The following is a 25,799-nucleotide window of genomic DNA, read 5'->3' as shown; positions in this document are numbered from 1 at the left end:
ATCATTATTCATTTAATATTTATTAATGGGACAACTATGGCCATGGTAAAATAATGGGTGAGGGGATAATAAGCAGGGGGTGTACTGAAATGAATCCAAAGTTTCACCGAAGTGGTCATTCAAGTAAACGACGCCCAAGCAAGCGTGTTGTGACAGCTAAAAACGAAATACGAGCAGCCTGTTTGATAAATGAATTTGATGAAGATGATCATGACTGGCAAAGAGAAAGAAAACTGAGAGTTGTTCATCATTTTCATCCGAAAACTACAATAGAGCGCAACAATAAAGTGAGTCAATTAAAGCAAAAAAGAAGGCAAATGAATAAGTCACACCAGGAGGATTTTTAACTGTCTCACCTGAAATATAGCAAGGTGTTGCTAACTGCTAGCATTTGATAACATTTTGTTAGCGAAAGATGTCGGATATAGTCGATATATAGTAGGGGCTTGTAAAACCAGTCGATAAGACGGAGGGTTTGATAATAGAGATATGATGGATAACCTTAGATCATAGCCCTTATAAAGGCACCTTCTATGCAAAAGATGCCCTTATGCAGGGGTTCTTTTAGCATGGAAGGTGCCATTGAAGCCAAAAGATGCCCTTATGCACGGATTTTGATACACATAAGGGCACCATTCAAGCCAAGAGATACCCTTATGCAGGGGTTTACACACACATAAGGGTGCCTCCTAAGCCGAAAGATGCCCTTATGCAGGGGTTCCCACACACATAAGGGCACCATTCAAGCCAAAAGATACCCTTATGAAAGGGTTCTCACACACATAAGGGTACCATTCAAGCGAAAAGATACCCTTATGCAGGGATTCACACAGACATAAGGGCACCATTCAAGCCAAGAGATACCCTTATGCAGGGATTCACACAGACATAAGGGCACCATTCAAGCCAAAAGATACCCTTATGCAGGATTCTTACAGACATAAGGGTACCATTCAAGCCAAGAGATGCCCTTATGCACGGGTTCACACACACATAAGGGTACCTCCCAAGCCGAAAGATGTCCTTATGCAGTAGTTCTCACGCATATAAGGGTACCATTCAAGTCAAAAGATACCTTTATGCAGGGGTTCTCTCACGCGCAACTTTAATTTATACAACACATTCTGAAAAAAATGATATAATTGGGAAGTCTGATAAAATTTTAAAAAGAGGTGTCATTTGTGGAGCTTGTTTTTTTCGCTATAACCTTTGTGTTCATCATCTCGACGGCGGGTTTTATCTGGAAAAACAGATCCAAAAGGCAGGGCAATGGGGCAATTGTGGGAATGATACTTTTATCCAGTTCATCGGTGCTCGTCGGTCTGGCATTAAAATCAAACTTTTCCTTTATATTTTACTGCTTGCAGCTCGTCCTTCTGGTGATGGCACTTGGTATGGCATTAAAGAAAAAATCCAAGATACACAACTAAAAAAAGTTTGTGCAATATTTAGGACGAGCTTCTTTTTTGCTGAAAAAAAGAGATAATTGTTGAATATTTTTTCGGAAAAATATAGAGTATTATAGTCGATAATGGTAAGTTTATCTATACCTTCTAAAAGGTATATTGAAATAGATAAATGTAGGTTACATAGAGTGGGACTCTGTAAATTGTGCGGATTGCCCGAGGTTTTATGGGTCATTCTATTGATAACGACAAAAGAGGTTTCTGGGTTAGTTTTTCGATAAATTCTTCTTATTGCTTTAAAATGCTCTAGGCCTTGCAGCCCCAAAATGCGTATGTAAAGTGGATGAATTACGGAAAAAGCCTGGGTCCAATGAGGAAGGAGAGAGGTTTATGGAATCAATTTGGCTTGAATATGCCTGGGCATTATTAATTTTGATCGGTCTGGAAGGTTTGTTATCGGCTGACAATGCTCTAGTATTGGCAATCATCGCTAAACATTTACCTGATGATCAAAAGAAAAAGGCGATCGGCTATGGAATACTCATGGCGTTTGTCTTCCGCTTCGGTGCACTATTTGCGATTTCTTATATTGCAAATGTCTGGCAGGTACAGGCAATTGGAGCAGCGTATCTATTATACCTTGGATTAAAGCATGTCATCCAAGCTAAATTTGGTGCGAAAAATGAGGACATACATAAAGAGGATGAGAAAGAAGCAAGAGGATTGGGATTCTGGCCGACTGTGGGCAAAATCGGATTGGCAGACCTTGCCTTTGCAATTGACTCAATTCTTGCTGCAGTCGCGCTTGCACTAGGACTTCCGGACTCACCGCTAGGAAACTTTGGCGGTATGGATGGTGGTAAATTCCTCGTAGTACTTCTTGGGGGAGTCGCCGGCCTGATCCTGATCAAATATGCAGCAACCTGGTTTGTTAAGCTGCTGGATGAGCGCCCTGCATTGGAAACAACTGCTTATGCAATCGTTGCTTGGGTCGGTGTGAAGTTGGCCGTTATTACCCTTGCTCATGAGAAGATTGGTATTTTGGATCATGATTTCCCTCACAGTACATTATGGACAACTATCTTCTACAGTGTATTGGTAGCAATCGCCCTGATCGGCTGGTTTGCCCCAGGACAAAAATCCAAGGGTGAAGGACAAGCCTAAATCTAAATAAAACAAAAAAGTGCGTACATCCACCATGGGTGTACGCACTTTTTTTATTCGGGAGGCGTAACGTTTAATCGGGAACCTGCGTGGAATAGACAATTAGAGGATCATGGTAAATTCCATTTAAGGAGTGTTGATATGAAAGCCGCAGAATTACTGATCAAGTGTTTGGAACGTGAAGGTGTAGAATACATTTTCGGAGTTCCTGGAGAAGAAAATCTAGATATTATGGATGCGCTTCTTGATTCCAGTATTGAGTTCATCGTGACGAGGCATGAAACCAATGCCGCTTTCATGGCGGGGACATATGGAAGACTTACCGGTAAACCGGGAGTCTGCCTTGCGACGCTTGGACCAGGAGCAACGAACCTTTTGACAGGGGTGGCAAATTCAAATATGGACCACAGTCCGATTGTTGCCATTACTGGCCAAGCAGGTTTGGACCGACAGCACAAAATATCACATCAATATTATGATTTGGTCTCAATCTATGAACCTGTGACGAAATGGAATACACAGGTGAAAAAAGCAGAAATCATTCCAGAGGTGGTCAGAAAGGCATTTGATGTTGCTACAGGTGAAAAGCCTGGTGCCACACATATTGACCTGCCTGAGGATATTGCCGCGATGGATGTGGAGGGCAGTCCTCTTCAGATCATGGAACCGACAATAATGGAAGCGGGGGAACGGGTCATTAAGGACGCAGCACGGCTTATCGAACAGGCTAAGCACCCTTTGATCCTGGCAGGAATGGGAGTGGAAAGAGGACAGGCTGAGGATAGTCTCAGACGTCTAGCGGAAAAAGCAAATCTTCCCGTTGTTCATACGTTTATGGGTAAAGGAGCAATTTCCTGGAAAAACGACTTAAGCCTTTTGACAGCAGGTATCAGCGGCAAGGACTATATTACCTGTGGTTTTGAACAATCCGATTTAATCATTGCCGTTGGCTTTGACATGGCAGAATATCCGCCGAAAAACTGGAATCCAGATGGAGAAAGCCCTATTTTACACATCGACACAACTGAAGCTGAAACAGACGCGAATTATCCAGTGAAACACAGTGTCATAGGGGATATTAACGAAAACCTTAAACAATTGGAGAAAGTCACCACAGCCGGGGACAGAGAAAACAAATGGGTATCCCATGTAAGGGAAAAAACATTGGATGAATTCCAATCCTACTCAGATGATTCAAGCTTCCCGGTAAAACCGCAAAAAATCATCAGTGACTTGAGATCAGTTATGAACGAAAAGGACATCGTCATCTCGGACGTTGGGGCACACAAAATGTGGATGGCGAGAATGTATCATACCTTTGAACCGAATACATGCCTGATTTCCAATGGCCTTGCTTCGATGGGAATTGCTGTTCCAGCTGCCATATCGGCCAAAATGGTGCACACAGAAAGGAATGTTGTTGCTGTGGTCGGTGACGGTGCCTTCCAAATGTCGAGTGCTGAGCTTGAAACAGCTGTCCGTCTAAATTTGCCGATCATTATTTTGTTATGGCGAGATGGCGGATACGGGCTCATTGAATGGAAACAAATGAAAGAGTTTAACAGATCCTCCAACATTAAGTTTGGTAATCCCGATTTTATTCAGCTTGCAAAATCGTATGGTTTTGAAGCGATTGGAATCGAAGAAGGCGGACAATTAAAGGATGCCATCAAGAAAGCAGTCGAAATGAATAAGCCGGTCTTGATCGATTGTCCAGTGGATTACAGTGAAAATATGAAGCTAACAGAGAAACTAGGTGAAATCTTATGCTAGGAAAAGGCGGTGATGTCATGAAAATTACTTCTATTATTAATGGAGTAGAACAGGCAGAAAGCAACGGAGAGACGATGGAGGTTAGAAACCCCTTCACTGGTGAACTTGTAGCAGAAATGCAATTGGCAGATGAGGCACAAATGGAGGAAGCGATCGAAAACAGTGTCAAGGCTTTCAATAACACGATGAAAATGATGCCTGCCCATGAGAGGGCAGATATCCTGCTTAGGGCTGCACAGCTATTGGAGGATAAAAAGGAAGACTTTGCCCAGGTCGTTGCAATAGAAGCAGGAAAGCCGATAAAGCACAGCAGAGCCGAAATTCAGCGATCCATTCAGGTAATCCGGTTTTCAAGTGAACTTTCAAAGCATATGACAGGAGAAGTGCTGCCAATGGATGCTGCACTTCGCGGCGACCAGCGTATGGGAATGGTGAAGCGGATGCCGATGGGCGTAATTGGTGCAATTACCCCTTTCAATTTCCCGTTGAATTTATCGCTGCATAAAATTGCTCCGGCAATTGCAGCCGGGAATACGGTGATTTTTAAACCGGCAGAAAAAACCCCAGTTTCAGCATATATGCTGACGAAGCTCTTCCATGAAGCGGGGTTGCCGGATGGAGTACTGAACCTGGTGCTCAGTACTGGAAAAGTGGCAGGTTCAACCCTTGTCCCTCATAAAAAGGTCCCGAAAATCACTTTTACCGGAAGTCTGACGGTCGGAAAAATTATCCGAGATACGGCTGGTTTCAAGAAGGTCACAATGGAGCTTGGTTCGAATTCGCCGAATATTGTTTTTGAGGACGCGGAAATTGATGATGCCGTTGAAAGATTGGTGAATGCTGCATTTGGCTACTCAGGGCAAGTTTGTGTTTCAGCACAGAGGATTTATGTACAGGAAGAAGTTTATGATGAGTTCCTTATGAAGTATAAAGAGGCAACGGAACAGCTGAAGATTGGTGATCCGCTGGATGAGGAAACGGACTTCGGCCCAATGATTGACGAGGATGCTGCTGAGAGAATCCAAGAATGGGTAGAAGAAGCAAGAGAACAGGGAGCAACAATTGAAACTGGAGGTGAGAGAAAAGGGACAATCGTGTATCCAACGATTATCACGAATGTCAAAAAGGAGATGAAGGTCGTAACAGAAGAAGCGTTCGCTCCGATTGTCACCGTAATGCCGTTTAGGACCGAGGATGAAGCGATTGAAAATACAAATGACTCCATTTACGGTCTGCAGGCAGGGGTGTTCACAAAGGACATAAGCCGTGCTTACAGGGTAGCTGATAAACTGGAAATGGGCGGCGTCTGGATCAATGAGGCCTCTGTCTATCGTCAGGACAATTATCCATATGGAGGTGTAAAACTCAGCGGGCTCGGCAGGGAAGGCGTAAAATATGCAATCGAGGAAATGACTGAATTGAAATTTATCGGAGTAAGACTTTAAGGTTAAGGATCACTCTCCAACGATGGAGAGTGGTCGTTTTTAGGTGCAAAGATGTGGAGCGGGGACCAATTGATCCTGCTGGTAAGCAATTGAAGCCAGCAGGATCAATGGTCAACATACCACCATTAGCTTCCACAGCGGGTAGATTTTATCAGGATTGCCGACTTCACTAAGAATCCAGTCAGTTTCTTTTTTCAATAGGTCACGGAGAAGTACACATGCATTCTGATGTTTTTGCGGAGTGAGGTTTTCCTGTATTTGACGGACGTTCTCAATAATCGCATCTGGGAGTGAGGACTCTAAAGCCTTCAGACCCAACTGTGCTCGTTCCGGTCGATACCTGTGAAGCAGCACTTTCGCAAGGTGAGTCATCACATGATTGAGCATATTCACCGACCATAAATCATTGCCGCGGACAGATGACTTTTTGTACTGAAATAGAAACCAGGCTATATCATCGACCGCGACCTGAAATTCTTCTGGAGATAAACGAAGAGTTTGGGATGCTTTAAATCTTTCCAGCCGATTATACGGGTCATAGATTACTTTGAAATAGTCCTTTTCAACAAAAATCTCCTCGGTAACCGTAAATAAATCAACGTGCAGCATATTTTCATACACTGCTATAATCTGCGGGGCGATGATATAAATATCATCATAAAAAAGCAACTTTCCGTAGGTTTCTAGATGATCGATTCGGCTCAAAAGGAAATCTGAGAGGTCATCTTGGTCAACAAGGCAGTATAGATCAAGATCAGAATGTTCATCCTGCTCTCCTCGTCCTACAGAACCCTTCACAAAGATGGCTTGAATTCTTTTATCCTTAACAAGGCTGTTTGTCAAAATTTCCAGAGCTTCAGTAACCTTCATCGAATCACGCACCTAACCAGTCATTTACCTGGGCGAATTTTTCCTTCGCGTCTTCATAGCCCACTTCATACAACTGTGTCAGTTTATCTGGATTTCGTTCTACACGGCCAACCTTGAGATTCATTGATGGCCTGATGACGATCACTTCATTTTTCGCTTCAAGAGCTTCGATGTAATCGAGCGTTTCATTGTACATTTTATAGCGTGTTTCAAGCGCTTGGTGCAGGCCTTTGAAGTCTTTATACACATAACGCGGCAGCCAAGAAAAGGAGGACTTTTTCTTCCGGTATCCTTTTGGCTTCGTCAGTACGATCACGCTTTTTTGGACTCCATCTGTCATTGCTTTCCTGATAGGAATCGGATCGGATATTCCGCCATCCATAAGGGTTTTTCCCCTAAACTCAATCGCAGGTGCCATGAATGGAAGCGTGCTGGAAGCTCTGATGATTTTAAGAATATCCTCTGGCACATCATTTTTATTAAAATAAACAGGTTCGCCAGTGAAGCAATCTGTCGTACCAATCAGAAAGGTTTCCGCGGCACTGTTGAATGTCTCGAAATCAAAGGGTACCAGCTCGTTTGGAAGCTTATCAAATATAAAATCCATCCCAAACAGTTCTTTTTTTAACAACAAATTTCTATAAGAAATATAATCTTGATGTGTCACATAATCAATCGTCACTTGCTTATTTCTCCCTGGCTGTCTGGCAATATATGAAGAGCCCTGGCACGCACCGGCAGAAACGCCGATGATATATGGGAAAAATAAATCATTTTCTAAAAAATATTCAAGTACCCCAGCCGTGTAGACACCTCTCATGCCTCCACCTTCAAGGATCAAACCACTGCTATACACTCCAATTCCCCCCTGGAATTTTATTTCTTTTTTACATTTTAACACAGGCTATTCAGGATTAATTCCAGGATGATTACTCACTCAGAAGGTGATGGATCATCCTTGATTTGTCTTCGAAAAATTGCTTCATGATCCGGTAATGATTCGTCTCTTCCAAATCTCTTTTAAAAATACCTTCATCACTGAATTCATATATCGTGGCATCAGGATAAGCCATGATTATCGGGGAGTGAGTAGCAATAATCAACTGGGAGTTTTCCTTAACAAGATCATGTATTCGGGTCAGCATCGACATTTGCCTTAACGGGGAAAGAGCCGCTTCTGGCTCGTCCAATATGTATAGACCATTTCCGCGAAAGCGGTGAAGGAAGGTTGAGAAAAAAGCCTCACCATGTGACTGCTCGTGGAGAGACTGCCCGCCAAACGAATGAATGACCCTTGGACCTCCCATAACTTCACGATCCATTTCTTCAATATTAGAAGCAACATTATAAAAACTCTCCGCACGGAGGAAAAATCCATCCTGTGGCCGTTCCACTCCTTTTACGATCCGCAGGTAATTCCCCAGCTCTGAGTGGGAGTCATAGGTGGAAAAATTGAAATTATACGAACCACCCTCAGCATTAAAGCCAAGACCCACTGCAATCGCTTCAAGCAAAGTCGATTTACCCATCCCATTTTCACCAATCAAAAATGTCACCTTTGGATGTAAATCTATCTCATCCAAATTTTTAAAGCTGGGGAGATTAAATGGGTATGAATGAAATGAAGGTACTTCATCCACTTTCAAACTGACACTTCGAACATACTGCCAATTCAGCATAAGTACCCCGCCTTAACAGTTTTCCTTATTTTATCATGAATAGAATTGAAACTGGAAAAAACGCATGAAATTTCCAATTTGCTATAAAAATGAAAAAGTTGCTATAAAAAGCCTAAACTCGCTATAAAAATGAAAAACTCGCTATATAATCAATTTTTCCGCTATATAACATTATGCAGCGATGTCGTCGAAGCATATTTTTTAGTTATAATACAGTTACAAACACAATTAGGAAGTGATAATCATCTTTAGTGCCATTATATTGTTCATTTTAGCGGGAATTGCTGAGATTGGCGGCGGATATTTGATCTGGCTGTGGCTGAGGGAAGGAAAACCACTTTATTGGGGAATCGGTGGCGGATTCGCGCTCGCTATATATGGAGTCATCGCCACATTCCAGGCCTTCCCGTCGTTCGGAAGAGTATACGCTGCATACGGAGGGGTATTCATTATTCTGTCCGTATTATGGGGATGGGGAATCGATAAGAAAACTCCAGATTTATACGATTGGGTTGGCGCGGCGATTTGCCTGGTAGGAGTATCTGTGATGCTGATGGCACCAAGACAATAACCATTCGATGCTTTTACATATGTAAGTTTTTAACTGCTACATGCCAGCATATATAGGGCAATTAAGTACTTCTCTTTATTTTTGGGGAAAATCGGGGGATGGAAGGTGAAAAAGAAACTCACGATATTGGATAAGCTGCAAATCGTATTGGGAATTAGTGCTGCGGTGGTAATGATCCAGCATTGATAAACGAATCTTATCCCTGGCATTTTAAGATCAGGCCTATCTGATGGCTCTTAATATAATACAATTAGGGATGCAGGGGAAAATCAGGTTTTTCTCACAATATTATTGTTTTTGCCTCGCTCAGCATCGTTCTTGCCGTGATGTAAACGATACCTCCCATCCTGTTTTTTTTCGTGGAAATAGGGAAAAACAATGGTATCCCGGTGCATCTTTTTTGCAAAAATTTAGCATAACCGGGATAATACATTATAGGGTATAACAAACTTTAAGGAGGCATTTGAAATGAATGATATTACAGTTTACACAACAAACACTTGACCTTACTGCACAATGATGAAACAATTCCTTGAGGGTCAAGGATTAAACTACAAAGAAGTTAATGTACAATACGATCAACAAGCTGCACAGAAGCTGGTTGAAGAAACTGGGCAGATGGGTGTGCCGCAAACGAAAGTGAATGGCTACTGGGTTCTTGGTTTTGACCCGGATACGCTCATGCAGTATGTGAATAAATAAGTTTTAAACAACAAAAAGGGGCTTCGGCCTCTTTTTTTTTGTAAAAATTGATATAATGGAAAGAAGGAATTCCATGCTAGTATGTGGAAGCTCTTAAAGATTAAAATTTAGAGAGGATGCAGTTCTATGGTAAAACAGCGAAATGAACTTTGGGAATGGATAAAGGCTTTCCTGATTGCAATATTATTGGCATTTGTTATACGTGCCTTTCTCTTTACTCCAATTGAAGTAAAAGGTGCTTCCATGGAACCAACTCTGCATAACGAAGAGAGGATGTTCGTCACAAAGGTCGGTGAACCTAAACGGTTTGATATTGTCGTTTTCCATGCAACCGAGGAGAAGGATTACATTAAAAGGGTGATCGGGTTGCCAGGTGACCGTGTAGAATATAAAAACGACGTCCTTTATATAAATGGAAAGCCATATGATGAGCCGTATTTGGATGACATCAAAAAGCAATTGATTGATGGGCCGCTGACAGGATCGTTTACCTTGGAAGAGACCGCTGTTGGAGCTGAAGTTGTACCTGAAGGCCATGTTTTTGTAATGGGCGACAACAGAAGGAACAGTAAAGACAGCCGCCACATCGGAGCCGTCCCAATTGAAAATATCGTAGGAACAACAAAGGTCGTTTTTTACCCGTTTAAAGAAATGAAGATTATTGGTGATTAATATATTTTAAAGCCCAGCGCATTGATCAATGGATCGATGCGTTTTTTCATGGTTTAGGGTGTTGCTCAAAGGTCATTGGACGAGTGTTGATTTAACTAGAACGTTTCATGGTATAGAGTGGTTGGAAAGAGAAAAACATCCCCCTTAATACATACTGATAAATGTTTTTCATAGTAACCGAAATGGGTTATTATTGACGGCTTTCTTACACTGCATAAATTTTCCCAAACTGCATGTAGTAAAAAGATTCAGGATGCCATGATCGAGCACTTCACTCAAGCTGATGAAGATTACGGCCGCCGTGTAAAAGAGGGGATTGAAAAAAGAACGAAAGAAGTGGAAGCTATGTCGAATGAAGATAATGTGCCTGGCCGTGAATCAGGCAAATCAAAATATGCCCAAGGCTCACTGTCAGCCAATGAAGCAGCAAAAGAAGCTGTTCAGAAAAGCCACGAATCTGATCCATATTAATAATAGAAGGCTGCATAGGGGAATCCTGTGCAGCCTTCTCATCTTATTTAAAAAAGAATTGTTGAGACCACTGACCCTTTTGTTCAACAATAAATTTGAGTATATTTGATTACAGAAAAAATTACAAATTTGCAGGAAATTAGGATGTTTAAGCCGAAATATAATTGATAATAAATCTCAATGTACATTTTACATAATCTATGACTAGTGAGGGATTTAAATGGAGATGCAAAAGGATCTTATTGTCGGCGGCGTAGAACTTAAATGGGACTTAAACTCAGGTCAAGTATTGTTCGAGGGTGGGGACGTCGTTTTTTTCTGGGTGTCTGCAATGAAAACGTTCTTTGACACAATCAATGAAATTACAGGTGAAGAAGCAACAAACCTTGTACTAGAGGCCACTGGTTTCCGACAGGGCATCATCGTTGGTGAAGGATTCAAGGAAATGAAGGAAATCAATACATCCAATGTTGTGGAATGGCTGTCAAATACATATGTACCAGCAGGATGGGGATACGTAAGTGTTGAGGAAATGAATGTAAATACAAAAAACTTCACCTTATATATTCAAGATGACTGGGAATACAAAATGAACAAATTGGGTTCCGAGGAAAAGCAGGGTATTTTCGTTCCTGCGCATTATGCTGGGGTTTTTACAGGATTATTCGGAAGTAACTTCTGGTATAAGATCATTAAATACCAAAATGAATCCAATCCATATACAGTTGTGGAATACTTCCCATCTGTCATGAGTATTCAACAAAACATACGTAGGTTGGCAAGTAGACAAGAAGATAAACATATCCAGGAATTAGAGAGCCTGGTAGCCGAAAAAACGAAGCTGCTCCAGGATCTGGTAAAGGAGTTATCCTCTCCGATGATTCCAGTGCTTGAGGGTATAGTCGTCGTTCCATTGATTGGCAGATATGATGAGAACCGTGCAGAGGATTTGATTAACAACACATTGAATAATCTGCCAAAGTATCATACAAGATACGTTTTACTTGATCTCACAGGTTTGAACAAGGACATATCCCCATACACTGCAGAGTTGATAGATAAGCTTGGTTCAGCTGCCAGATTGTTAGGTGTGGAAGTCATTCTTGTAGGGATTTCCGCCGAACTGGCAATGGTGATCACCGAAACACTCACAGGCCTGAAAAAATACGAATGTCTCCAGACCCTACAGCACGGAATCTATTATGCACTAGGGAAAAGCGGGAAGAGCATAGTTTAGAGCCGAAGCACTTGAAAAATCAAGTGCTTTTTTTAATGAGGGATTAAACCTCAATAGGACTGAATACAGCAAAATCTTAATTTGTTATTATAAATAATCAAAAACTTTTTCTAAACAGCGTCGTCTATAACTTTGAAGGGGGAAAGGTTGTGGGTGAATTAACAGCAGAAATGGTAGAAATCGATAACGCAGGAGAATTAATCGATGAAATCATGGATAAATACGGTCAGGAGATTCTGCAGCTTGCATTTTCGTATGTGAAAAATAAGCAAGTAGCCGAGGATTTGACTCAGGAGATTTTTGTGAAATGCTATAAATCGCTACATACTTTTAGCGGAAAATCTCAGTTCCGTACATGGCTTTGGAGGATTGCGTCCAACCATTGCAAAGATTATTTGAAAAGCTGGTATAACAAAAATGTCTTCGCGACGGATTATCAGCCTATTTATGATTCTATTCAATGCGATAGTGTCGAGGAGAGAGTGATCCAGGATGAAGTGGATGGTGAATTGGCCACAGCTGTCATGGAACTGCCAGTTGATTATCGCGAAGTCATTTATTTATTTTATTTTGAAGAGTTGACAATCAAGGAAATATCCTCGATCACTGAAATAAAAGAAAACACGGTGAAGACCCGGCTTAAACGAGCAAAGGAACTCTTAAAGGAAAGATTGGAGGCAATATAAATGGAGAATCGTCTGAATCGCCTCCGGAAATCAATGGAGGAATCCGCTTTTAAAGAGTTGAGTTTTTCAGAAAAGATGAGAAGAGAGGTCCATAAGCAAATCAATAGGCCTGATGAGAGTGAAGAAATGATCACATTCGCCATCCTGCAACTTCTTAATACTGAAAAAACAGGCTATGAGTTGACTGGACTTCTGAGATCAAGAGGATTTCAGAAATTCGAGGGCAAGGAAGGTTTTCTATATACAATCCTGCACCGTCTCGAACAAAAAGGATGGATTGTTTCTACATGGAAAGAGGAAGGGACAAAAGTATACCTGGTCGGAGATAAGGGCAAAAGGTACCTCCGAAGGCAGGAAAAGTCTATAGCGGCAAGACGAAAGTCAATTAGGGGGCTGCTGGAGGAGTGATGGGTGTGAGTAAGAGATGGGAGCATTTTTTAATCGAGATCATGAACCATATCCGTTCAAAGGAGGCGAAGAAATTCGTAGCCTCAGAACTGGAATACCATTTAAATGAGGTAAAAAAGGAATGGATCGGCAAGGGAATGAGTGAATCCGAAGCGGAAGAGAAAGCTGTCAGCCAGATGGGCAGTCCCTCGAAGCTCGGACATGAAATGAACAAACTGCATAGACCAAAGGTGGATTGGCTGCTTATTGGTTTGCTGGCCATCACAATGGGGTTAAGTTTCCTGCCATTGATTACAGTAGGTGATGGGTTAGAAAATGCTTATATAGCGAGGAAAAGTATTCATGTTCTTCTGGGCATCCTGCTTGCTGTTGCCATGATGTTCATTGATTATCGGAAGTTTGAAAATAAAGGTTACTTGTTTTATTCATCAGGCGTCTTGCTTCTCATCGCGTTAATAATCATTCCAAATTTATTTATTAATGGTGTTCCATATATAACGGTGGGGCCCATTCAGATTTCTAGTTTTATGGCCCTTCCATTTTTGTTCCTGGCCTGGGCTTCGTTTTTCAGCAACGAGAAGATCAAACTGTGGCAGCATTTCTTATTGTTCGGTGTGCCCCTTTTATTATTTTTAGCCATACCGAATTTGACTGTTACATTTCTTTATGTAACCGTGGTGTTTGCCATGATGTGGTGGAGTACGATTAAAAGGAAAACAGCGATTACTATCACCATCATTGCTGGTCTTGGTTTCATCTCCTTCAGCATTTTCGCATGGTTCACAGTAAAAGAATACCAGCTCGCCAGATTGTTAGGATTCCTGCATCCAGAAAAATATCCAGATAACTGGGGGTATATGTACCTGCAATTACAAGAAAGATTGACCTCAGCTGGATGGTTTGGTTCAACCGTTAAAAGTAAGGCTTTGCCACTTGAACATACTGATTATGCCTTCTTGAACCTTACGTATCATTACGGTTATTGGTTTGCCATTATGCTGTTCATCATTCTATCTTTATTCGCTGTAAGGATCTTGATGATTTCAAAGTCGATTAACAGTAAATACGGAAACCTGTTGCTTCTCGGTGGCATGACATTGTTCCTTGTCCAATTCGTTTATAATGTTGGAATGATTCTTGGCGTTTTCCCACTGATCTCCATGTCCCTTCCGTTCATCAGTTATGGGTTATTGCACATGCTTTTCAATGCTTTTATTATGGGAATGGTGCTTAGTGTTTTCCGGAGGAAGGATATCACTTTAAAGAGGACATAATGGAATGTATTAAATGAAATAGAGTTTGAAAAAGTAAGCTCAGAGACAAAATCTCTGAGCTTTTTACATTTTGTCGTATCATAATTTGAGCAGCAGTTGCTTGTCTGATAGCTGGTTTTTCAAGGTTAATAGATTTGGGAATGGGTCTTCCTCGGAAACCCCAAGTTCGAATATAGCATCAGTGATTTCAGTTAGAAGAGAAGTGTCATTCACACCTTCCAGGAAAAGCTTGAACTCCTGGTAGATTGACTGTTTTTGAAGTTCTAAGAGGTTCGAATTAAAATAAAGCTCGTCCAGTTCCAGGTAAATAAAAGATCTTTGTGATTCAGCGATTTTACTCATTTATTACCACCCCTGATCTTTTGATTATAGTGAATCTATTACTATTATATGGAACAGTTGTTCTGTTTGTAAACTGATAATTTAAATTATTCTAAATCTATTTTAATGAATAATCTATTAGAATGTGGTTTCGGACAAAACCCATGCTCGCCAACAGGGATTTTGTCCGAACCATAAAAACTTTCCATGCTTTGTTAATCAATCGCCATCCAGCATACGGAAGACTCCGCCGAGTACACTGCCTTCACCTTTGTTTTGCCCTCCGCCTTGAGGTGCTGCGGCAAAAACTCTGCTTGCAAGTCGGCTGAAGGGAAGGGATTGGATCCATACAGTGCCTGGTCCTCTCAGTGTAGCGAAGAATAATCCTTCTCCGCCAAATAGGGCCGTTTTGACTCCTTTTACCATTTCGATGTTATAATCCACATTACTTGTCATCGCTACTAGACAGCCGGTGTCTACGCGGATGACATCTCCCGCCTGGAGTTCTTTCTTATGTATTGTTCCGCCAGCATGGACAAATGCCATTCCGTCTCCTTCAAGCTTTTGCATGATAAAACCTTCGCCGCCGAAGAAACCGGCTCCAAGCTTCCTCTGGAACTCAACTCCGACAGATACTCCTTTTGCAGCAGCCAGGAAAGCGTCTTTTTGGCAAATGATTTTTCCGCCTAGCTCGCTCAAATCCATCGGAATGATTTTTCCTGGGTAAGGAGAAGCAAAGGAAACATGCTTTTTGTCGTGTCCAGTATTGGTGAAGGTTGTCATAAAAAGGCTCTCGCCAGTCAGCAGGCGTTTACCGGCGCCGAACAGCTTGCCAACTAGACCGCCGCCATTTCCGGAGCCATCCCCAAAAATCGTTTCCATTTCAATTTGCTGATCCATCATCATCAGACTTCCAGCTTCGGCGACAACCGTTTCACTCGGATCTAGCTCAACCTCAACAAACTGCATGTCGTCCCCGTAAATTTTGTAATCAATTTCATGATCCCTCATTTGTTTACCTCCAAAATGAATAAATTTTATAGCTCTATTGTACATCTTTGCTACGTCGTTTGCAGAATATTTTGTAGTGAAAAACTCAACTACTACAGGTGTTTGCTTTGGTTTTGCGTACCTAACTTATTGCCCACAACTTCCTCTTTTTCCCTTCACCACACAATATAGGCTTTTGTATATGTGACAAAGGCCCTTTTGTCTACATAAATTGTTGAAGAGTATTAATTATTGTTTGCATCTTATCTACAGGAATATTTCTTGTTATGCTTTTTGTTTTTTGTTGTGTAGAACGGCCCTTTATTATTTCGAGGAGGTAAAGAAAAATGATGAATGATTTTCATAATGAGCTGCAAATGTTGAATGTTGGTGATTTCCAGGCAACTCAACCTGTCAGCTGGGATCAGAACATGTATCATGCAGGGGATGAGCGTTTTCTAGGTTTGGGCTTAGGCGGCTTTGGCGGATGTTTCGGTTTCTCTTGCTTCTTCAGCTGCTTTGGCTGCGGAGGTTTCCGTTGTGGCGGCTGTTTCCGCTGTGGCGGATGTGGCGGTTGCTTCCGTTGCGGAGGCTGCGGTCGATGCGGCGGTTGTGGCCGGTGCCATCGGGGTTAAAATAATATAGCTGGTAAAAAAAGCTCCTGCAAAATGAATTGCAGGAGCTTTTGTTATTCCCAGATGAGACATAAGGGACAAATTGAGATACATACGATGATAATGCGAGGTAATTAGGCAGAGCGGGGGCTGGAAAAGCCTAAGGAGGAGTGAAATGGAAAAATTGGATCCTAGCATGCGTTTAAAAGTGAAGAGGGATACGTTTTATCTCTCTGAACCTAACAGGGGAGTGTATTTACGTAATAACTCTTGTTCCTTCCGTCTTGAGGGAATCGGGATTGATCAGTGGGTTGAGAAGCTTTTGCCGATGTTCAATGGGGAGTATTCACTTGAAAAATTGACTGACGGGCTGCCCGGGCCTTATAGGGAGCGTGTCTTTCAAATTGCGGAGGTTCTTTTAGAGAATGGCTTTGTACGGGATGCTGCAAAGGATGGTTCCCATACGCTATCTGAGGAAGTTATGAAAAAATTCGCCTCGCAAATCGAGTTTGTTGACAATTTGGCCGGCTCCGGGGCTGCAAGGTTCCAGAAATTCCGCGATTCAAATGTCCTTGCGGTTGGCTCAGGGCCGATGTTAAATTCGCTGGTATCTTCTTTACTGGAATCTGGCCTGAAAGAACTGAATGTCATGATTACAAGTGAAGTTCATACAAACAGAAAAAGACTTGCGGAGCTGGTGGCACATGCCCATAAAACAGATTCCGAGGTGGCGTACCAGGAACTGCAGGTAAAAGAAGAGAACTGGCGTGAGCTGAGGAGTTCGTTTGACCATATCCTTTATGTATCACAAGGAGGCAATCAGGAAGAATTAAAGATGTGGCAAAACATTTGCAGGGAGGAGAAAAAAACATTCCTTCCAGCTATAATTCTTAAAAATAAAGGCTTGGCTGGCCCAATATTTAATCCAGGTTCAGAGGTATGCTGGGAGTCAGCCTGGAGACGGTTACATTCCGCTGTTTTTGAACAAGAACAGGGAGTCCCTTCAGCTTCATTGACAACAGGAGCATTGCTGGCGAACGTGGTCACTTTTGAATTATTTAAAGATCTTGCTGGCGTCACAAAGGCTGAACAAAAAAACCGGATTTTTCTGCTAGATTTAGAGACACTTGAAGGAAGTTGGCATTCATTTTTTCCTCATCCATTGGAAACGAGAGTCTCCACCCTGGAAAAGATAGAAACCCTGGAGTTCCGGCTAGGAGAGAACCAAAGTACTGCAGAAACGGAAAGGCTTTTCCAATACTTTAGCTTATTGACTTCCAAGGGGACCGGCATCTTGCATGTCTGGGAGGAAGCGGACCTGAAGCAACTTCCACTGGCACAATGTCGTGTTCAAGCAGCCAATCCGCTGTCTGAAGGTCCGGCCGAATTGTTGGAATCGCGAGTATGCAGTGGTTTTACCCATGAAGAGGCACGAATAGAAGCGGCTTTATCGGGAATTGAAGATTATGCAGCAAGAATGGCGGGTTTGCTTCATAATGAGGAGTTTATGGGTGTCGGCGCAGGAGAAACCTTTGCGGAAGCAGTTGGCCGCGGTTTGCAAAAATGTCTGTCCGAGAAGTTGAATAATCGAAGAGATGGCCAAAAAGAATTGATAAGTCTTGTGGACGTTGAGCAACTTGAAGATAATCGTTGTCGTTTCTATATTACTGCTCTTTCGACAATGCAGGGTGCACCGAGAGTAGGAATAGGAAAGGACATTAACGGTTTTCCTGTTTTCTGGGTTGGAACGAGCAAAGGCTGGTATGGCAGTACTGATTTGAATGGAACAATGGCATTTAGAAACGCTTTGCAGAATGCATTATACGATTTTCAAAACGATGTTAACGGTGATTGCCTTCAAGATTCTGAAGTGCAGCTTGAAGAGTGGCAAAAACAAACCATCACGATTCATGATTGTCCAGAAAGAATCCAGACGGAGACCATGTATGCAGCTTTGGATGTCCTGAAAGAGAACGGAACGGGGCTGTCAGTCTTTGACTTGCGGATTGACCCGATATTTAATCAGCAACTCAATGGGCTGGTTGGTGTATTGCTGCGAGAGGAGGGAGTGAATTGAGTTCCTTCGTAGTAATAATTGGAGAAGGCAGGCTTGCTGAACGTGTGGGGGAAGAATTATCAACCCGTTACCAGGTATTTAGACGGACTGATTTTGAAAATAGCCTTCCCGCAAATTCGGAGTTGATCCTTGTATTGCACGATGCATGGAATCCCACTGCCCATCAGGAGGCTGAAGAAACAATGAAAATGACAGGGAGCGCATGGCTCCGGGGTTTTGTTTCATTTGGAGAAGGAATTGCAGGCCCTCTCGTTCGCCCAGATACTCCAGGATGTTCACAATGTGCCGATCTGAGAAGGCTGCTTGGGGGCCAGGAACGAAGTGAAATGCAGGCAGTGAAGGAAAAGCTGGCTGTTGAAGAAGGGATGACAAGGGATCCATGGGCCTCACAAAACGGAGTCTTACAGCTCGCGCATGTAATCGTGCAGGAGACAGATAAGATCCTTGCAGGGAAAAAGTCTAAGCTCGAGGGAAGGATGTATTTTACCGACCTAAAGACATTAAATGGATCGTGGCATTCTTTCCTTGCTGATTCTCTGTGCCCGGTATGCAGCCCAATTCCTGAGGATTCGGCTGAACTCGCAAAAATTTCGTTAAAAGCAAGTCCAAAAATCAGCCCCGGCAGCTACCGCACTACTCCGCTGGATGAATTAAAGGAAGTTCTCTATGCGGACTACTTTGACAACCGGACAGGACTGTTAAACAGCAAAATGTACGATCTTGTTACTCCATTCGCTGATTCGAGTGTCAATCTGCCGATGATCTCAGGGGGCAACGAAGGCACAGCTGGAAGGACACAATGCTATGCAGATAGTGAACTGACTGCGATATTGGAGGGCCTTGAACGCCATTGCGGACTTGAACCTCGCGGGAAACGCCCAGTTATTCATGACAGTTACCGAAACTTAGAGGCACAGGCATTGAACCCTTTAGAAGTTGGCGTCCACGCGGATGAGCAATATGAAAAGCCCGGGTTTCCATTTCAGAAGTTTGATCCTGATCGGCCGATGGATTGGGTTTGGGGTTATTCTTTGACAGAAGAGCGGCCAATCCTTGTGCCTGAACTGCTCTCCTATTATAGCCTGGGATGCGGGTCAGCGGGATTTGTCTATGAAACTTCCAATGGCTGTGCCCTTGGAGGGAGCATGGAAGAGGCAATTTTTTTTGGCATCATGGAGGTTGTCGAGCGAGATTCCTTCCTTCTATCCTGGTACGCAAAGCTGAACTTGCCCCGCCTTGATCCTTTTTCAGCAGAAGACGAAGAATTGCAATTAATGGCAGAGCGAATGCGTGCGGTAGCTGGTTATGATTTGCTTTTGTATAACGCTACGATGGAGCATGGCATACCAAGCGTCTGGGCAATGGCGAAGAACCTGAAGGGGAAGGGATTGAACATCATCTGTGCTGCAGGGGCCCATCTTGATCCAGTGAAGGCTGCCAAAAGTGCGATCCAGGAGCTTGCGGGGATGATGCTCAATCTTGATGGGAAACTCGAAGAGAACAAGGAAAAGTATTTACAAATGCTTGAGGATGATTATCTTGTGCGGCAAATGGATGACCATGGAATGCTATACGGACTGCCACAGTCCGAAGAGCGTTTGGCCTTCCTGCTTGATGACAACTATTCGATGGAAAGTTTTCGTGATGCATTTACCTGGGAATCCCGTTCAGATGACCTGACCGAAGATTTAAAGGATGTTCTCGGGAAATTTCGTCAAATAGGACTCAAAGTCATCGTTGTCGACCAGACTCCGCCAGAACTTAGGAAAAATGGGCTTTATTGTGTGAAAGTGATGATACCTGGAATGTTGCCAATGACTTTCGGGCACCATCTGACCCGACTCAAAGGGCTTGATCGGGTGCACTATGTCCCTATGCAGCTTGGTTTTAAGAAAGAACCATTGACATATGAAGAACTAAACCACTTGCCGCATCCATTCCCATAGGAGGTGCGAAAATGACACTTGATGAATTTCTGAAGGATTTACAATTTAATATCGATCGTGCCAACCAGGATAACTGGGAACCCAATTGGGAGGATTCGCCTTTAGCCTATAAGCTGTACAAAGGGCTCCCGGTGGTGCCTCTTTCTGCGGAGGTTCCGTTGTCACTCACGGAATACAGAATGCCAGCCAGTCCAGATATAGAAGGAATCGGCCATTTTCTCTGGTATGCTTATGGAATCTCTCAAGTGAGCGAGTCCGTTTTTCCTGAGGAAGCAAACCCGATCCATTCCTATAGAAGGTTTGCTCCCTCTGGCGGAGCGCTCTATCCAAATGAACTGTATATATATTTGAAGATAAAAGGGCTTCCTGATGGAGTCTACCATTATGACCCGTCGCACCACCGACTTGTCCTGTTGCGGGCTGGAAATTTTGATTCCTACATTTCCGCTGCCTTAGGAGAACGTTGTGAGCTTTCGTCCTGCTTCGGCACAGTATTCGTCTCCACTATGTTCTGGAAAAACTTCTTTAAGTACAATAATTTCTCCTATCGGCTGCAAGGCCTGGATGCCGGCGTGCTGATGGGGCAGCTGTTGGAGAGTGCAAAACGTTTTGGTTTTGCCGTGGGAGTTTACTATCAATATCTTGATTCAGCAATCAATCACTTTCTTGGTTTATCAGAAAACGAGGAGAGCATCTATTCGGTGATCCCGCTGTCGGTGGAAACGACAAACTGGAGTTCTAACGGCAACGGAACGTTTAATTCTCAAACAGAGGATAGGTTAAAAAGAGAATTAAGGCCAATTTTTTTTGAGCGGGTAGAAAGGACGAAGAACGTTCTAGAATTTCCTAAATTAATAACCATGAATGAAGCCGCAAAATTCGAATCAACCGACTCATTCACGCGGCTTCGGAACCGCTCTTATGATGTTCGCAGTAACCAAGAGGTTAATCTTCCACAAACAGAATCATTAGCATATGATCTGGCAGAAGTAAGCCAAAAACGCTTTTCGCCTGAAATGGATTTTGTTTTAACACGGATCAGTCAGGAGCAGTTGGCGGTCCTGCTTAAGAAATCAATGACTTCGTTCCATTATCGCAATGATTTGGACGATATTTTTTCCGGGCAGGAACCCAGGGTTTCGATCTATAGTTCTCTCTATAACGTTGAGGGGATTCCCAATGGGGCCTATTATTATGACAGTAAGGAACATAGATTACTAGAAATCCAACAAGGAGACCACCGTATGCTCTTGCAGTCAGGTTTGTCCTTTGATAACGTCAATCTGCAGCAGGTGCCTCTTTGTCTGCATGTTGCATGCAATAGGGATTTTTACCAGGAAGATCTAGGATACAGAGGCTACCGAATTTTACAAATGGAAGCAGGCATGCTCGTGCAAAGATTGCTTTTAACATCCTCCGCCCTTGGACTGGGAGGGCATCCACTGCTTGGTTTCAATGCAAGCATGGCGGATGAGCTTTACAAAATGAGTGAACAAACGAGCCTGATCCAGATTCCAATCGGTTCATATCGCCCGAAACCGTGGTTAAGAGGAAGTTTGCATAGTTAGGAGAAGCCCTTTTTTAAAAATAAATAATAATTATGGATTATTTTATGGTAAAATTTTCTGCAAAAAATGAAATGAGTGTACTGTTTATGATAGAAAGTTTTGAAGTTTCATTGTTTGGCAAGGAAAGAAGAATCCGGATATATGTCCCCTCTGGAGACGCGGGTAAACGGTATCCAGTGGTGTATATGCATGATGGCCAGAATGTATTTGGCAATGAAGAGTCAATTGGCGGTGTTGGTCTTGAGCTGGATAAGTTCCTGGAAAAGAATAAGATTGACCTGATGGTGGTGGCAATTGACCAGAATTCTGCAGATCGGGTCAATGAGTATTGTCCCTGGAAAAATGGTGAGTATACAACAAAGCTGCTTGGCAAACCGAGTACCCAAGGCGGGAAAGGGAAGGAGTATATGGAGTTTATTGTAAATGAATTAAAGCCTTTAATTGATTCTGAGTATCCTGCCAGCCCAAATCAAACCTATATGGCAGGCATTTCATTGGGGAGTTTGATTTCAGTCTACGCTGCATGCACATATCCTCATATTTTTAAGAGAGTTGCTGGACTTTCTTCCGGCTTTTATCGGAATCAGGAAGAAATCGAGCAGCTGCTTAAGGATACAGATTTAACTTCACTTGAAAAAATATATTTAGATTGCGGTACCAATGAAGGCGGCAAAAAACTCGCAGCACCGTTTCTTGATACAAACAAATCGGTTTTTTCAATAATTGAACAGAAAGAAGTACAGGCAGAATTGAAAGTGATTGAAGGGGCCGAGCATCATTACACAGCTTTTAAACAGCGAATTTCAGATGTCATTTCTTATCTGGTGTCATAATCCAATTTTCTCTATGATGTCTTAGGTTCAATCCTGACGAACATCCATACCCTTGTCTTCTCCAATGAATAACATGGTAACATGGAGGTGAGAAGATGAAGAGGAAAAATCATTTAGGGGATATTTCTGATTTGTTTTGTGATCGCAATGTGAGCAGGGTACCTTTTCCTAGATTAGAAATCATTCCAGTGAGAGAAGTACCTGACGATTGTGTTTTGGTATGTATGGGACCTATTTGTTATTTAGCCTGCTATGGAACAGGCGATGAGCCGTTTGATGACTGCGAGATTGTTTGTACGGAGAGCGGGTATTGCTATATAGTCTGCCCAATCGTACCAGAAGACGAATAAGTGATTCAGCTAACCTTGTTCTTGGGGTGGGTCCTGAACCCTGAAATCAGTAAAATAACAGTTGAATATGCAAATACCAAAAGGGATGCAGAAATTATGCTTTCATTTGATAAGAAGGCTGTTAAGGAAGAGTGGGGAACTTTTTCTGCCTATCTTCTGACTGACAACTGATGTATTAAAATAATTAATCATTTAAACCCTTCGATTGTCGAAGGGTTTAAGGTGTTATTGTTAGAATATTATGACATAATATATGTATATTTTATCTGAGGGAGTGATGAGGTTGGCTGATAAGTTTCCGATTGAGCAGGTGAGGGAACGGTTTCCGTCTTTAAGCCGTAGAGATGATGGCCGGCAAGTCATTTATTTTGACGGGCCAGGCGGGACGCAGATGGTTGATTTTGCGCTCGAATCGATGTATCGGTACATAAGGAATGGGATGGCGAATCTCCACGGAACCTTCAATACCAGTGCCGACACAGATGCGATGCTGGAAAAAGGCAGGGAAGCAGTAGCGGATTTGCTTGGATGCAAGGCGAATGAAGTGGCATTTGGCGCAAACATGACCACTCATGCCTTTGCGATTGCACGTAGTCTGGCTGGTTTCATCAATGAAGGCGACGAAATAGTTGTCACTGAGCTAGACCATCGTGCAAATGTAGATCCATGGATCACCTTGGCAAGGGACCAAGGTGCAGAAATAAAGTTCCTGAAGCTTGACTCTGATAAGTACAGTCTTAAGCTTGATGAGTTAGACCAGATTGTTACGCCAAAAACAAAACTGGTCGCGGTTGGAATGTCATCGAATGTTACCGGGACCGTGACTGATCTGAATCCCGTAATAAAACGGGCGAAGGAGGTCGGGGCACTGACGGTTGTCGATGCAGTCCATGGTGTACCACATTTACCGATCAATGTTCAGGAGTTGGACTGTGACATCCTTCTGTGCTCGGCGTACAAGTTTTTTGGTCCGCATGTTGGGATTGCTGTTGTCAGGGAGAGTCTTTTTGAAAAACTTCCGGTTTATAAGCTGAAGCCTGCTCCTGCAGAGATTCCTTATAAACTAGAGACAGGAACTCAAAATCATGAAGGCATTGCTGGGGTGATGGGTGCCATCCAATTCATTGAAGAACTGGGCTATGGCGAGACGAGAAGAGAAAGATTGCTGTCTGGTATGCATGCGATTGATGAATATGAGCAGGAGCTTGCTGCCGAAGTGGAGCACTTTCTGAGAACCCTGCCAGAAGTGACTCTGTATAGAGCAGCATCAGGCCGCAAAACGCCGACATTTGCTTTTACCATAGAAGGACATCATTCACGTGAAGTCACTGCATGGCTCGCCAAAAATTACAATATTTGTGTTGCAGATGGAGACTTCTATGCTTCCACAATGGCTGAGGTGTTGGATGTCTATCCATCAGGCGGTTGGGTTCGAATCGGGCTTGCTCCATATAATACAAAGGAAGAAATCCAGCAGTTCAAAACTGGCCTAAAAGCTTATATTGAACAGCATCAAAAAAATGCCGTCAGGTTTTAATGAATTAATCATTTCAAAGTGTTATTAATGACTGCCATACGAAGGCTGCAACCTAAAATAGAAGAGCCTGGACATTGTGCCAGGCTCTATTTATGCTAGAAAAAGGATGTGAAAGTTAAAAGGGAGGACATCAATGAGTAACGCTATGGAACAATTCAAAGTTCGGATGAAAAAAATCAAAGAAGACATCTTTGTTATTGCAGAAGCTTACAAACACCCGGATACACCATTTTATATTAAGCTGTTCGCATTGATTGTAGTTGCCTATGCTTTCAGCCCTATCGATTTAATTCCAGATTTTATACCGATCCTCGGTTACCTGGATGACCTCATCCTCGTACCGCTGGGAATTGCGCTTCTGTTAAAACTGCTACCTGATCATGTCATTCAGGAATCACGTGAGAAAGTGGCAGCAACCGGAAGGGTGAAAAAGAAGAATTGGCTGGCAGGAGCAATGATTTTATTGTTGTGGGCAGCCGTTATCTATTGGCTGATTGGTCTATTTGTTCAATCCCATTAGGTAATCTTGGTGACAAAATCCATAAAAAGAGGTGCTACTTTGCTTTTTCATTATCATTTTTGGACTCCAAATGTCGAAGAGACAGAAAAATTTTATGAAGATCACGGCTTCCGTATCGTTCAGCGAATCGGAAAATATCAGGGAGAATTTCAGAACTTTAATCCACCGCTAAAATGGGAAGATTTCCGTGAAAAAAAAGTGATGTTCCGGATTATAGAAGCCAGGAAGGGCAGCATCAATATCACTTTTGGGTATGGAAAAAAGCCCATGTTTGACCATATTGGCTTTCTCATATCAGAAAAGGAACAAGAGGCTATTTGCAAAAATGCAGAAAAAATGAACTGGAAAGTGGATCATGGCGAACGGAGGACCTTTTTATCCACGCCATATGAGTTTCGGATAGAGCTGCAGACACACAATGATTTAATAGATTCAATGGAAGATAGAATTGAAGGCTTAACAGTGGAAACAAAAAAAGAAGGATTGGAAGACGATATTCTTAATTTGTTGGGAAACCCTGTAAAGGAAATACATACGATAATCGGCAATACCGTAACCATCCGGGATGCTGTTATGGAGAATTTCCCGGTTAAACAGGCAGTGGATCCGAATGGAGTAAGAATCCTCAGCGGTGGTGCTCAATGAGAGAGTAACTCCTCGGTAAATTATTCTCTCCAATGAAAAT

Annotated in this window: 27 protein-coding genes and 1 pseudogene; 23 read left to right on the top strand and 5 right to left on the bottom strand. The window is 42.6% G+C overall.

Annotated elements, in window-relative coordinates; translation table 11 throughout:
• Positions 1 to 89 precede the first annotated feature (89 nt).
• From FS736_RS08090 to FS736_RS08070, 5 genes are all read left to right on the top strand, one after another.
• Positions 90 to 347, top strand: coding sequence for a hypothetical protein (locus FS736_RS08090; protein ID WP_144475871.1), 258 nt, complete (start codon positions 90 to 92; stop codon positions 345 to 347).
• 671 nt (positions 348 to 1,018) lie between these two features.
• Positions 1,019 to 1,486, top strand: coding sequence for a hypothetical protein (locus FS736_RS08085; RefSeq protein ID WP_144475870.1), 468 nt, complete (start codon positions 1,019 to 1,021; stop codon positions 1,484 to 1,486).
• 310 nt (positions 1,487 to 1,796) lie between these two features.
• Positions 1,797 to 2,570: a TerC family protein gene (locus FS736_RS08080; RefSeq protein WP_144475869.1), complete on the top strand. Its 774-nt coding sequence runs from the start codon at positions 1,797 to 1,799 to the stop codon at positions 2,568 to 2,570.
• 141 nt (positions 2,571 to 2,711) lie between these two features.
• The gene (locus FS736_RS08075) at positions 2,712 to 4,343 is read left to right on the top strand and encodes an acetolactate synthase large subunit (protein ID WP_144475868.1); all 1,632 of its coding nucleotides are present in this window, start codon (positions 2,712 to 2,714) and stop codon (positions 4,341 to 4,343) included.
• A gap of 17 nt (positions 4,344 to 4,360) precedes the next feature.
• Positions 4,361 to 5,788: an aldehyde dehydrogenase family protein gene (locus FS736_RS08070; RefSeq protein ID WP_144475867.1), complete on the top strand. Its 1,428-nt coding sequence runs from the start codon at positions 4,361 to 4,363 to the stop codon at positions 5,786 to 5,788.
• 111 nt (positions 5,789 to 5,899) lie between these two features.
• On the opposite strand, the gene FS736_RS08065 is transcribed toward FS736_RS08070, so the two are convergent.
• The 3 genes from FS736_RS08065 to FS736_RS08055 all read right to left on the bottom strand — a co-directional run bounded on the left by FS736_RS08065 (position 5,900) and on the right by FS736_RS08055 (position 8,337).
• Positions 5,900 to 6,658, bottom strand: coding sequence for a nucleotidyltransferase domain-containing protein (locus FS736_RS08065; protein WP_144475866.1), 759 nt, complete (start codon positions 6,656 to 6,658; stop codon positions 5,900 to 5,902).
• Positions 6,659 to 6,662: 4 nt separating this feature from the next.
• Positions 6,663 to 7,514, bottom strand: coding sequence for a patatin-like phospholipase family protein (locus FS736_RS08060; protein WP_144475865.1), 852 nt, complete (start codon positions 7,512 to 7,514; stop codon positions 6,663 to 6,665).
• A 73-nt stretch (positions 7,515 to 7,587) separates the two neighbouring features.
• Positions 7,588 to 8,337 carry an AAA family ATPase gene (locus FS736_RS08055; protein ID WP_144475864.1) on the bottom strand — a complete coding sequence of 250 codons (750 nt, stop codon included), beginning with the start codon at positions 8,335 to 8,337 and terminating at the stop codon, positions 7,588 to 7,590.
• A 244-nt stretch (positions 8,338 to 8,581) separates the two neighbouring features.
• Here FS736_RS08055 and FS736_RS08050 point away from each other — a divergent pair, with 244 nt between their 5' ends.
• From FS736_RS08050 to FS736_RS08015, 8 genes and pseudogenes are all read left to right on the top strand, one after another.
• Positions 8,582 to 8,908, top strand: a complete 327-nt coding sequence (locus FS736_RS08050) for a YnfA family protein (RefSeq protein WP_144476071.1) — start codon at positions 8,582 to 8,584, stop codon at positions 8,906 to 8,908.
• A 468-nt stretch (positions 8,909 to 9,376) separates the two neighbouring features.
• Entirely contained in the window at positions 9,377 to 9,610 is a 234-nt protein-coding gene (locus FS736_RS08045; RefSeq protein WP_144475863.1) for a glutaredoxin family protein, read from the top strand.
• A gap of 126 nt (positions 9,611 to 9,736) precedes the next feature.
• Positions 9,737 to 10,282, top strand: a complete 546-nt coding sequence (lepB, locus tag FS736_RS08040; RefSeq protein ID WP_144475862.1) for a signal peptidase I — start codon at positions 9,737 to 9,739, stop codon at positions 10,280 to 10,282.
• Between the two features lie 234 nt (positions 10,283 to 10,516).
• A pseudogene (locus FS736_RS08035) lies at positions 10,517 to 10,753 on the top strand (catalase); the annotation flags it as partial.
• A gap of 220 nt (positions 10,754 to 10,973) precedes the next feature.
• Positions 10,974 to 11,990 carry an STAS domain-containing protein gene (locus FS736_RS08030; protein WP_144475861.1) on the top strand — a complete coding sequence of 339 codons (1,017 nt, stop codon included), beginning with the start codon at positions 10,974 to 10,976 and terminating at the stop codon, positions 11,988 to 11,990.
• Positions 11,991 to 12,139: 149 nt separating this feature from the next.
• Positions 12,140 to 12,676, top strand: coding sequence for a sigma-70 family RNA polymerase sigma factor (locus FS736_RS08025; protein WP_144475860.1), 537 nt, complete (start codon positions 12,140 to 12,142; stop codon positions 12,674 to 12,676).
• Entirely contained in the window at positions 12,677 to 13,084 is a 408-nt protein-coding gene (locus FS736_RS08020) for a PadR family transcriptional regulator (protein WP_144475859.1), read from the top strand.
• A gap of 5 nt (positions 13,085 to 13,089) precedes the next feature.
• Positions 13,090 to 14,358 carry an FtsW/RodA/SpoVE family cell cycle protein gene (locus FS736_RS08015; RefSeq protein ID WP_144475858.1) on the top strand — a complete coding sequence of 423 codons (1,269 nt, stop codon included), beginning with the start codon at positions 13,090 to 13,092 and terminating at the stop codon, positions 14,356 to 14,358.
• A 78-nt stretch (positions 14,359 to 14,436) separates the two neighbouring features.
• Here FS736_RS08015 and FS736_RS08010 read toward each other — a convergent pair whose 3' ends face one another.
• Together FS736_RS08010 and FS736_RS08005 are read right to left on the bottom strand one after the other, a co-directional pair.
• Complete coding sequence (locus FS736_RS08010; RefSeq protein ID WP_144475857.1) at positions 14,437 to 14,700, bottom strand: hypothetical protein; 264 nt, start codon at positions 14,698 to 14,700, stop codon at positions 14,437 to 14,439.
• Between the two features lie 198 nt (positions 14,701 to 14,898).
• A complete protein-coding gene (locus FS736_RS08005) occupies positions 14,899 to 15,690 on the bottom strand; it encodes a TIGR00266 family protein (RefSeq protein WP_144475856.1) in 792 nt (263 codons plus the stop codon).
• Between the two features lie 326 nt (positions 15,691 to 16,016).
• Between FS736_RS08005 and FS736_RS08000 the strand changes: the two genes are divergently transcribed.
• From FS736_RS08000 to FS736_RS07960, 10 genes are all read left to right on the top strand, one after another.
• Entirely contained in the window at positions 16,017 to 16,304 is a 288-nt protein-coding gene (locus FS736_RS08000) for a heterocycloanthracin/sonorensin family bacteriocin (protein ID WP_395883505.1), read from the top strand.
• Positions 16,305 to 16,458: 154 nt separating this feature from the next.
• A complete protein-coding gene (locus FS736_RS07995; RefSeq protein WP_144475855.1) occupies positions 16,459 to 18,360 on the top strand; it encodes a putative thiazole-containing bacteriocin maturation protein in 1,902 nt (633 codons plus the stop codon).
• A complete protein-coding gene (locus FS736_RS07990; RefSeq protein ID WP_144475854.1) occupies positions 18,357 to 20,306 on the top strand; it encodes a TOMM precursor leader peptide-binding protein in 1,950 nt (649 codons plus the stop codon). The genes FS736_RS07995 and FS736_RS07990 overlap by 4 nt, the downstream gene beginning before the upstream one ends.
• Positions 20,307 to 20,317: 11 nt before the next feature.
• Positions 20,318 to 21,874 (top strand): SagB family peptide dehydrogenase, encoded by a 1,557-nt coding sequence (locus FS736_RS07985; protein ID WP_144475853.1) that lies wholly within the window; start codon positions 20,318 to 20,320, stop codon positions 21,872 to 21,874.
• A gap of 86 nt (positions 21,875 to 21,960) precedes the next feature.
• Positions 21,961 to 22,707, top strand: coding sequence for an alpha/beta hydrolase (locus tag FS736_RS07980; RefSeq protein WP_144475852.1), 747 nt, complete (start codon positions 21,961 to 21,963; stop codon positions 22,705 to 22,707).
• A gap of 95 nt (positions 22,708 to 22,802) precedes the next feature.
• On the top strand, positions 22,803 to 23,057 hold the full coding sequence (locus FS736_RS07975; protein ID WP_144475851.1) for a hypothetical protein: 255 nt from the start codon (positions 22,803 to 22,805) through the stop codon (positions 23,055 to 23,057).
• On the top strand, positions 23,058 to 23,228 hold the full coding sequence (locus FS736_RS24235) for a hypothetical protein (protein ID WP_186326722.1): 171 nt from the start codon (positions 23,058 to 23,060) through the stop codon (positions 23,226 to 23,228).
• Between the two features lie 106 nt (positions 23,229 to 23,334).
• Complete coding sequence (locus tag FS736_RS07970; protein ID WP_144475850.1) at positions 23,335 to 24,594, top strand: cysteine desulfurase-like protein; 1,260 nt, start codon at positions 23,335 to 23,337, stop codon at positions 24,592 to 24,594.
• Between the two features lie 133 nt (positions 24,595 to 24,727).
• Entirely contained in the window at positions 24,728 to 25,114 is a 387-nt protein-coding gene (locus FS736_RS07965; RefSeq protein ID WP_251541600.1) for a YkvA family protein, read from the top strand.
• 39 nt (positions 25,115 to 25,153) lie between these two features.
• The gene (locus FS736_RS07960; RefSeq protein ID WP_144475849.1) at positions 25,154 to 25,759 is read left to right on the top strand and encodes a VOC family protein; all 606 of its coding nucleotides are present in this window, start codon (positions 25,154 to 25,156) and stop codon (positions 25,757 to 25,759) included.
• The last annotated feature ends 40 nt before the right edge of the window (positions 25,760 to 25,799 follow it).

The sequence above is a fragment of the Cytobacillus oceanisediminis 2691 genome, from assembly GCF_007678455.1.
Classification (GTDB): Bacteria; Bacillota; Bacilli; order Bacillales; family Cytobacillaceae; genus Mesobacillus; species Mesobacillus oceanisediminis_A.
This window is presented reverse-complemented; position numbering and strand designations above follow the sequence as displayed.

Bases quoted from the DNA above. Each gene is read 5' to 3' on its own strand.
- FS736_RS08090 (WP_144475871.1), top strand. From the start codon at position 90: ATGAATCCAAAGTTTCACCGAAGTGGTCATTCAAGTAAACGACGCCCA.
- FS736_RS08085 (WP_144475870.1), top strand. From the start codon at position 1,019: ATGTCCTTATGCAGTAGTTCTCACGCATATAAGGGTACCATTCAAGTC.
- FS736_RS08080 (WP_144475869.1), top strand. From the start codon at position 1,797: ATGGAATCAATTTGGCTTGAATATGCCTGGGCATTATTAATTTTGATC.
- FS736_RS08075 (WP_144475868.1), top strand. From the start codon at position 2,712: ATGAAAGCCGCAGAATTACTGATCAAGTGTTTGGAACGTGAAGGTGTA.
- FS736_RS08070 (WP_144475867.1), top strand. From the start codon at position 4,361: ATGAAAATTACTTCTATTATTAATGGAGTAGAACAGGCAGAAAGCAAC.
- FS736_RS08065 (WP_144475866.1), bottom strand. From the start codon at position 6,658: ATGAAGGTTACTGAAGCTCTGGAAATTTTGACAAACAGCCTTGTTAAG.
- FS736_RS08055 (WP_144475864.1), bottom strand. From the start codon at position 8,337: ATGCTGAATTGGCAGTATGTTCGAAGTGTCAGTTTGAAAGTGGATGAA.
- lepB (WP_144475862.1), top strand. From the start codon at position 9,737: ATGGTAAAACAGCGAAATGAACTTTGGGAATGGATAAAGGCTTTCCTG.
- FS736_RS08030 (WP_144475861.1), top strand. From the start codon at position 10,974: ATGGAGATGCAAAAGGATCTTATTGTCGGCGGCGTAGAACTTAAATGG.
- FS736_RS08020 (WP_144475859.1), top strand. From the start codon at position 12,677: ATGGAGAATCGTCTGAATCGCCTCCGGAAATCAATGGAGGAATCCGCT.
- FS736_RS08010 (WP_144475857.1), bottom strand. From the start codon at position 14,700: ATGAGTAAAATCGCTGAATCACAAAGATCTTTTATTTACCTGGAACTG.
- FS736_RS08005 (WP_144475856.1), bottom strand. From the start codon at position 15,690: ATGAGGGATCATGAAATTGATTACAAAATTTACGGGGACGACATGCAG.
- FS736_RS08000 (WP_395883505.1), top strand. From the start codon at position 16,017: ATGATGAATGATTTTCATAATGAGCTGCAAATGTTGAATGTTGGTGAT.
- FS736_RS07995 (WP_144475855.1), top strand. From the start codon at position 16,459: ATGGAAAAATTGGATCCTAGCATGCGTTTAAAAGTGAAGAGGGATACG.
- FS736_RS07985 (WP_144475853.1), top strand. From the start codon at position 20,318: ATGACACTTGATGAATTTCTGAAGGATTTACAATTTAATATCGATCGT.
- FS736_RS07980 (WP_144475852.1), top strand. From the start codon at position 21,961: ATGATAGAAAGTTTTGAAGTTTCATTGTTTGGCAAGGAAAGAAGAATC.
- FS736_RS07975 (WP_144475851.1), top strand. From the start codon at position 22,803: ATGAAGAGGAAAAATCATTTAGGGGATATTTCTGATTTGTTTTGTGAT.
- FS736_RS07970 (WP_144475850.1), top strand. From the start codon at position 23,335: ATGAGGTTGGCTGATAAGTTTCCGATTGAGCAGGTGAGGGAACGGTTT.
- FS736_RS07965 (WP_251541600.1), top strand. From the start codon at position 24,728: ATGAGTAACGCTATGGAACAATTCAAAGTTCGGATGAAAAAAATCAAA.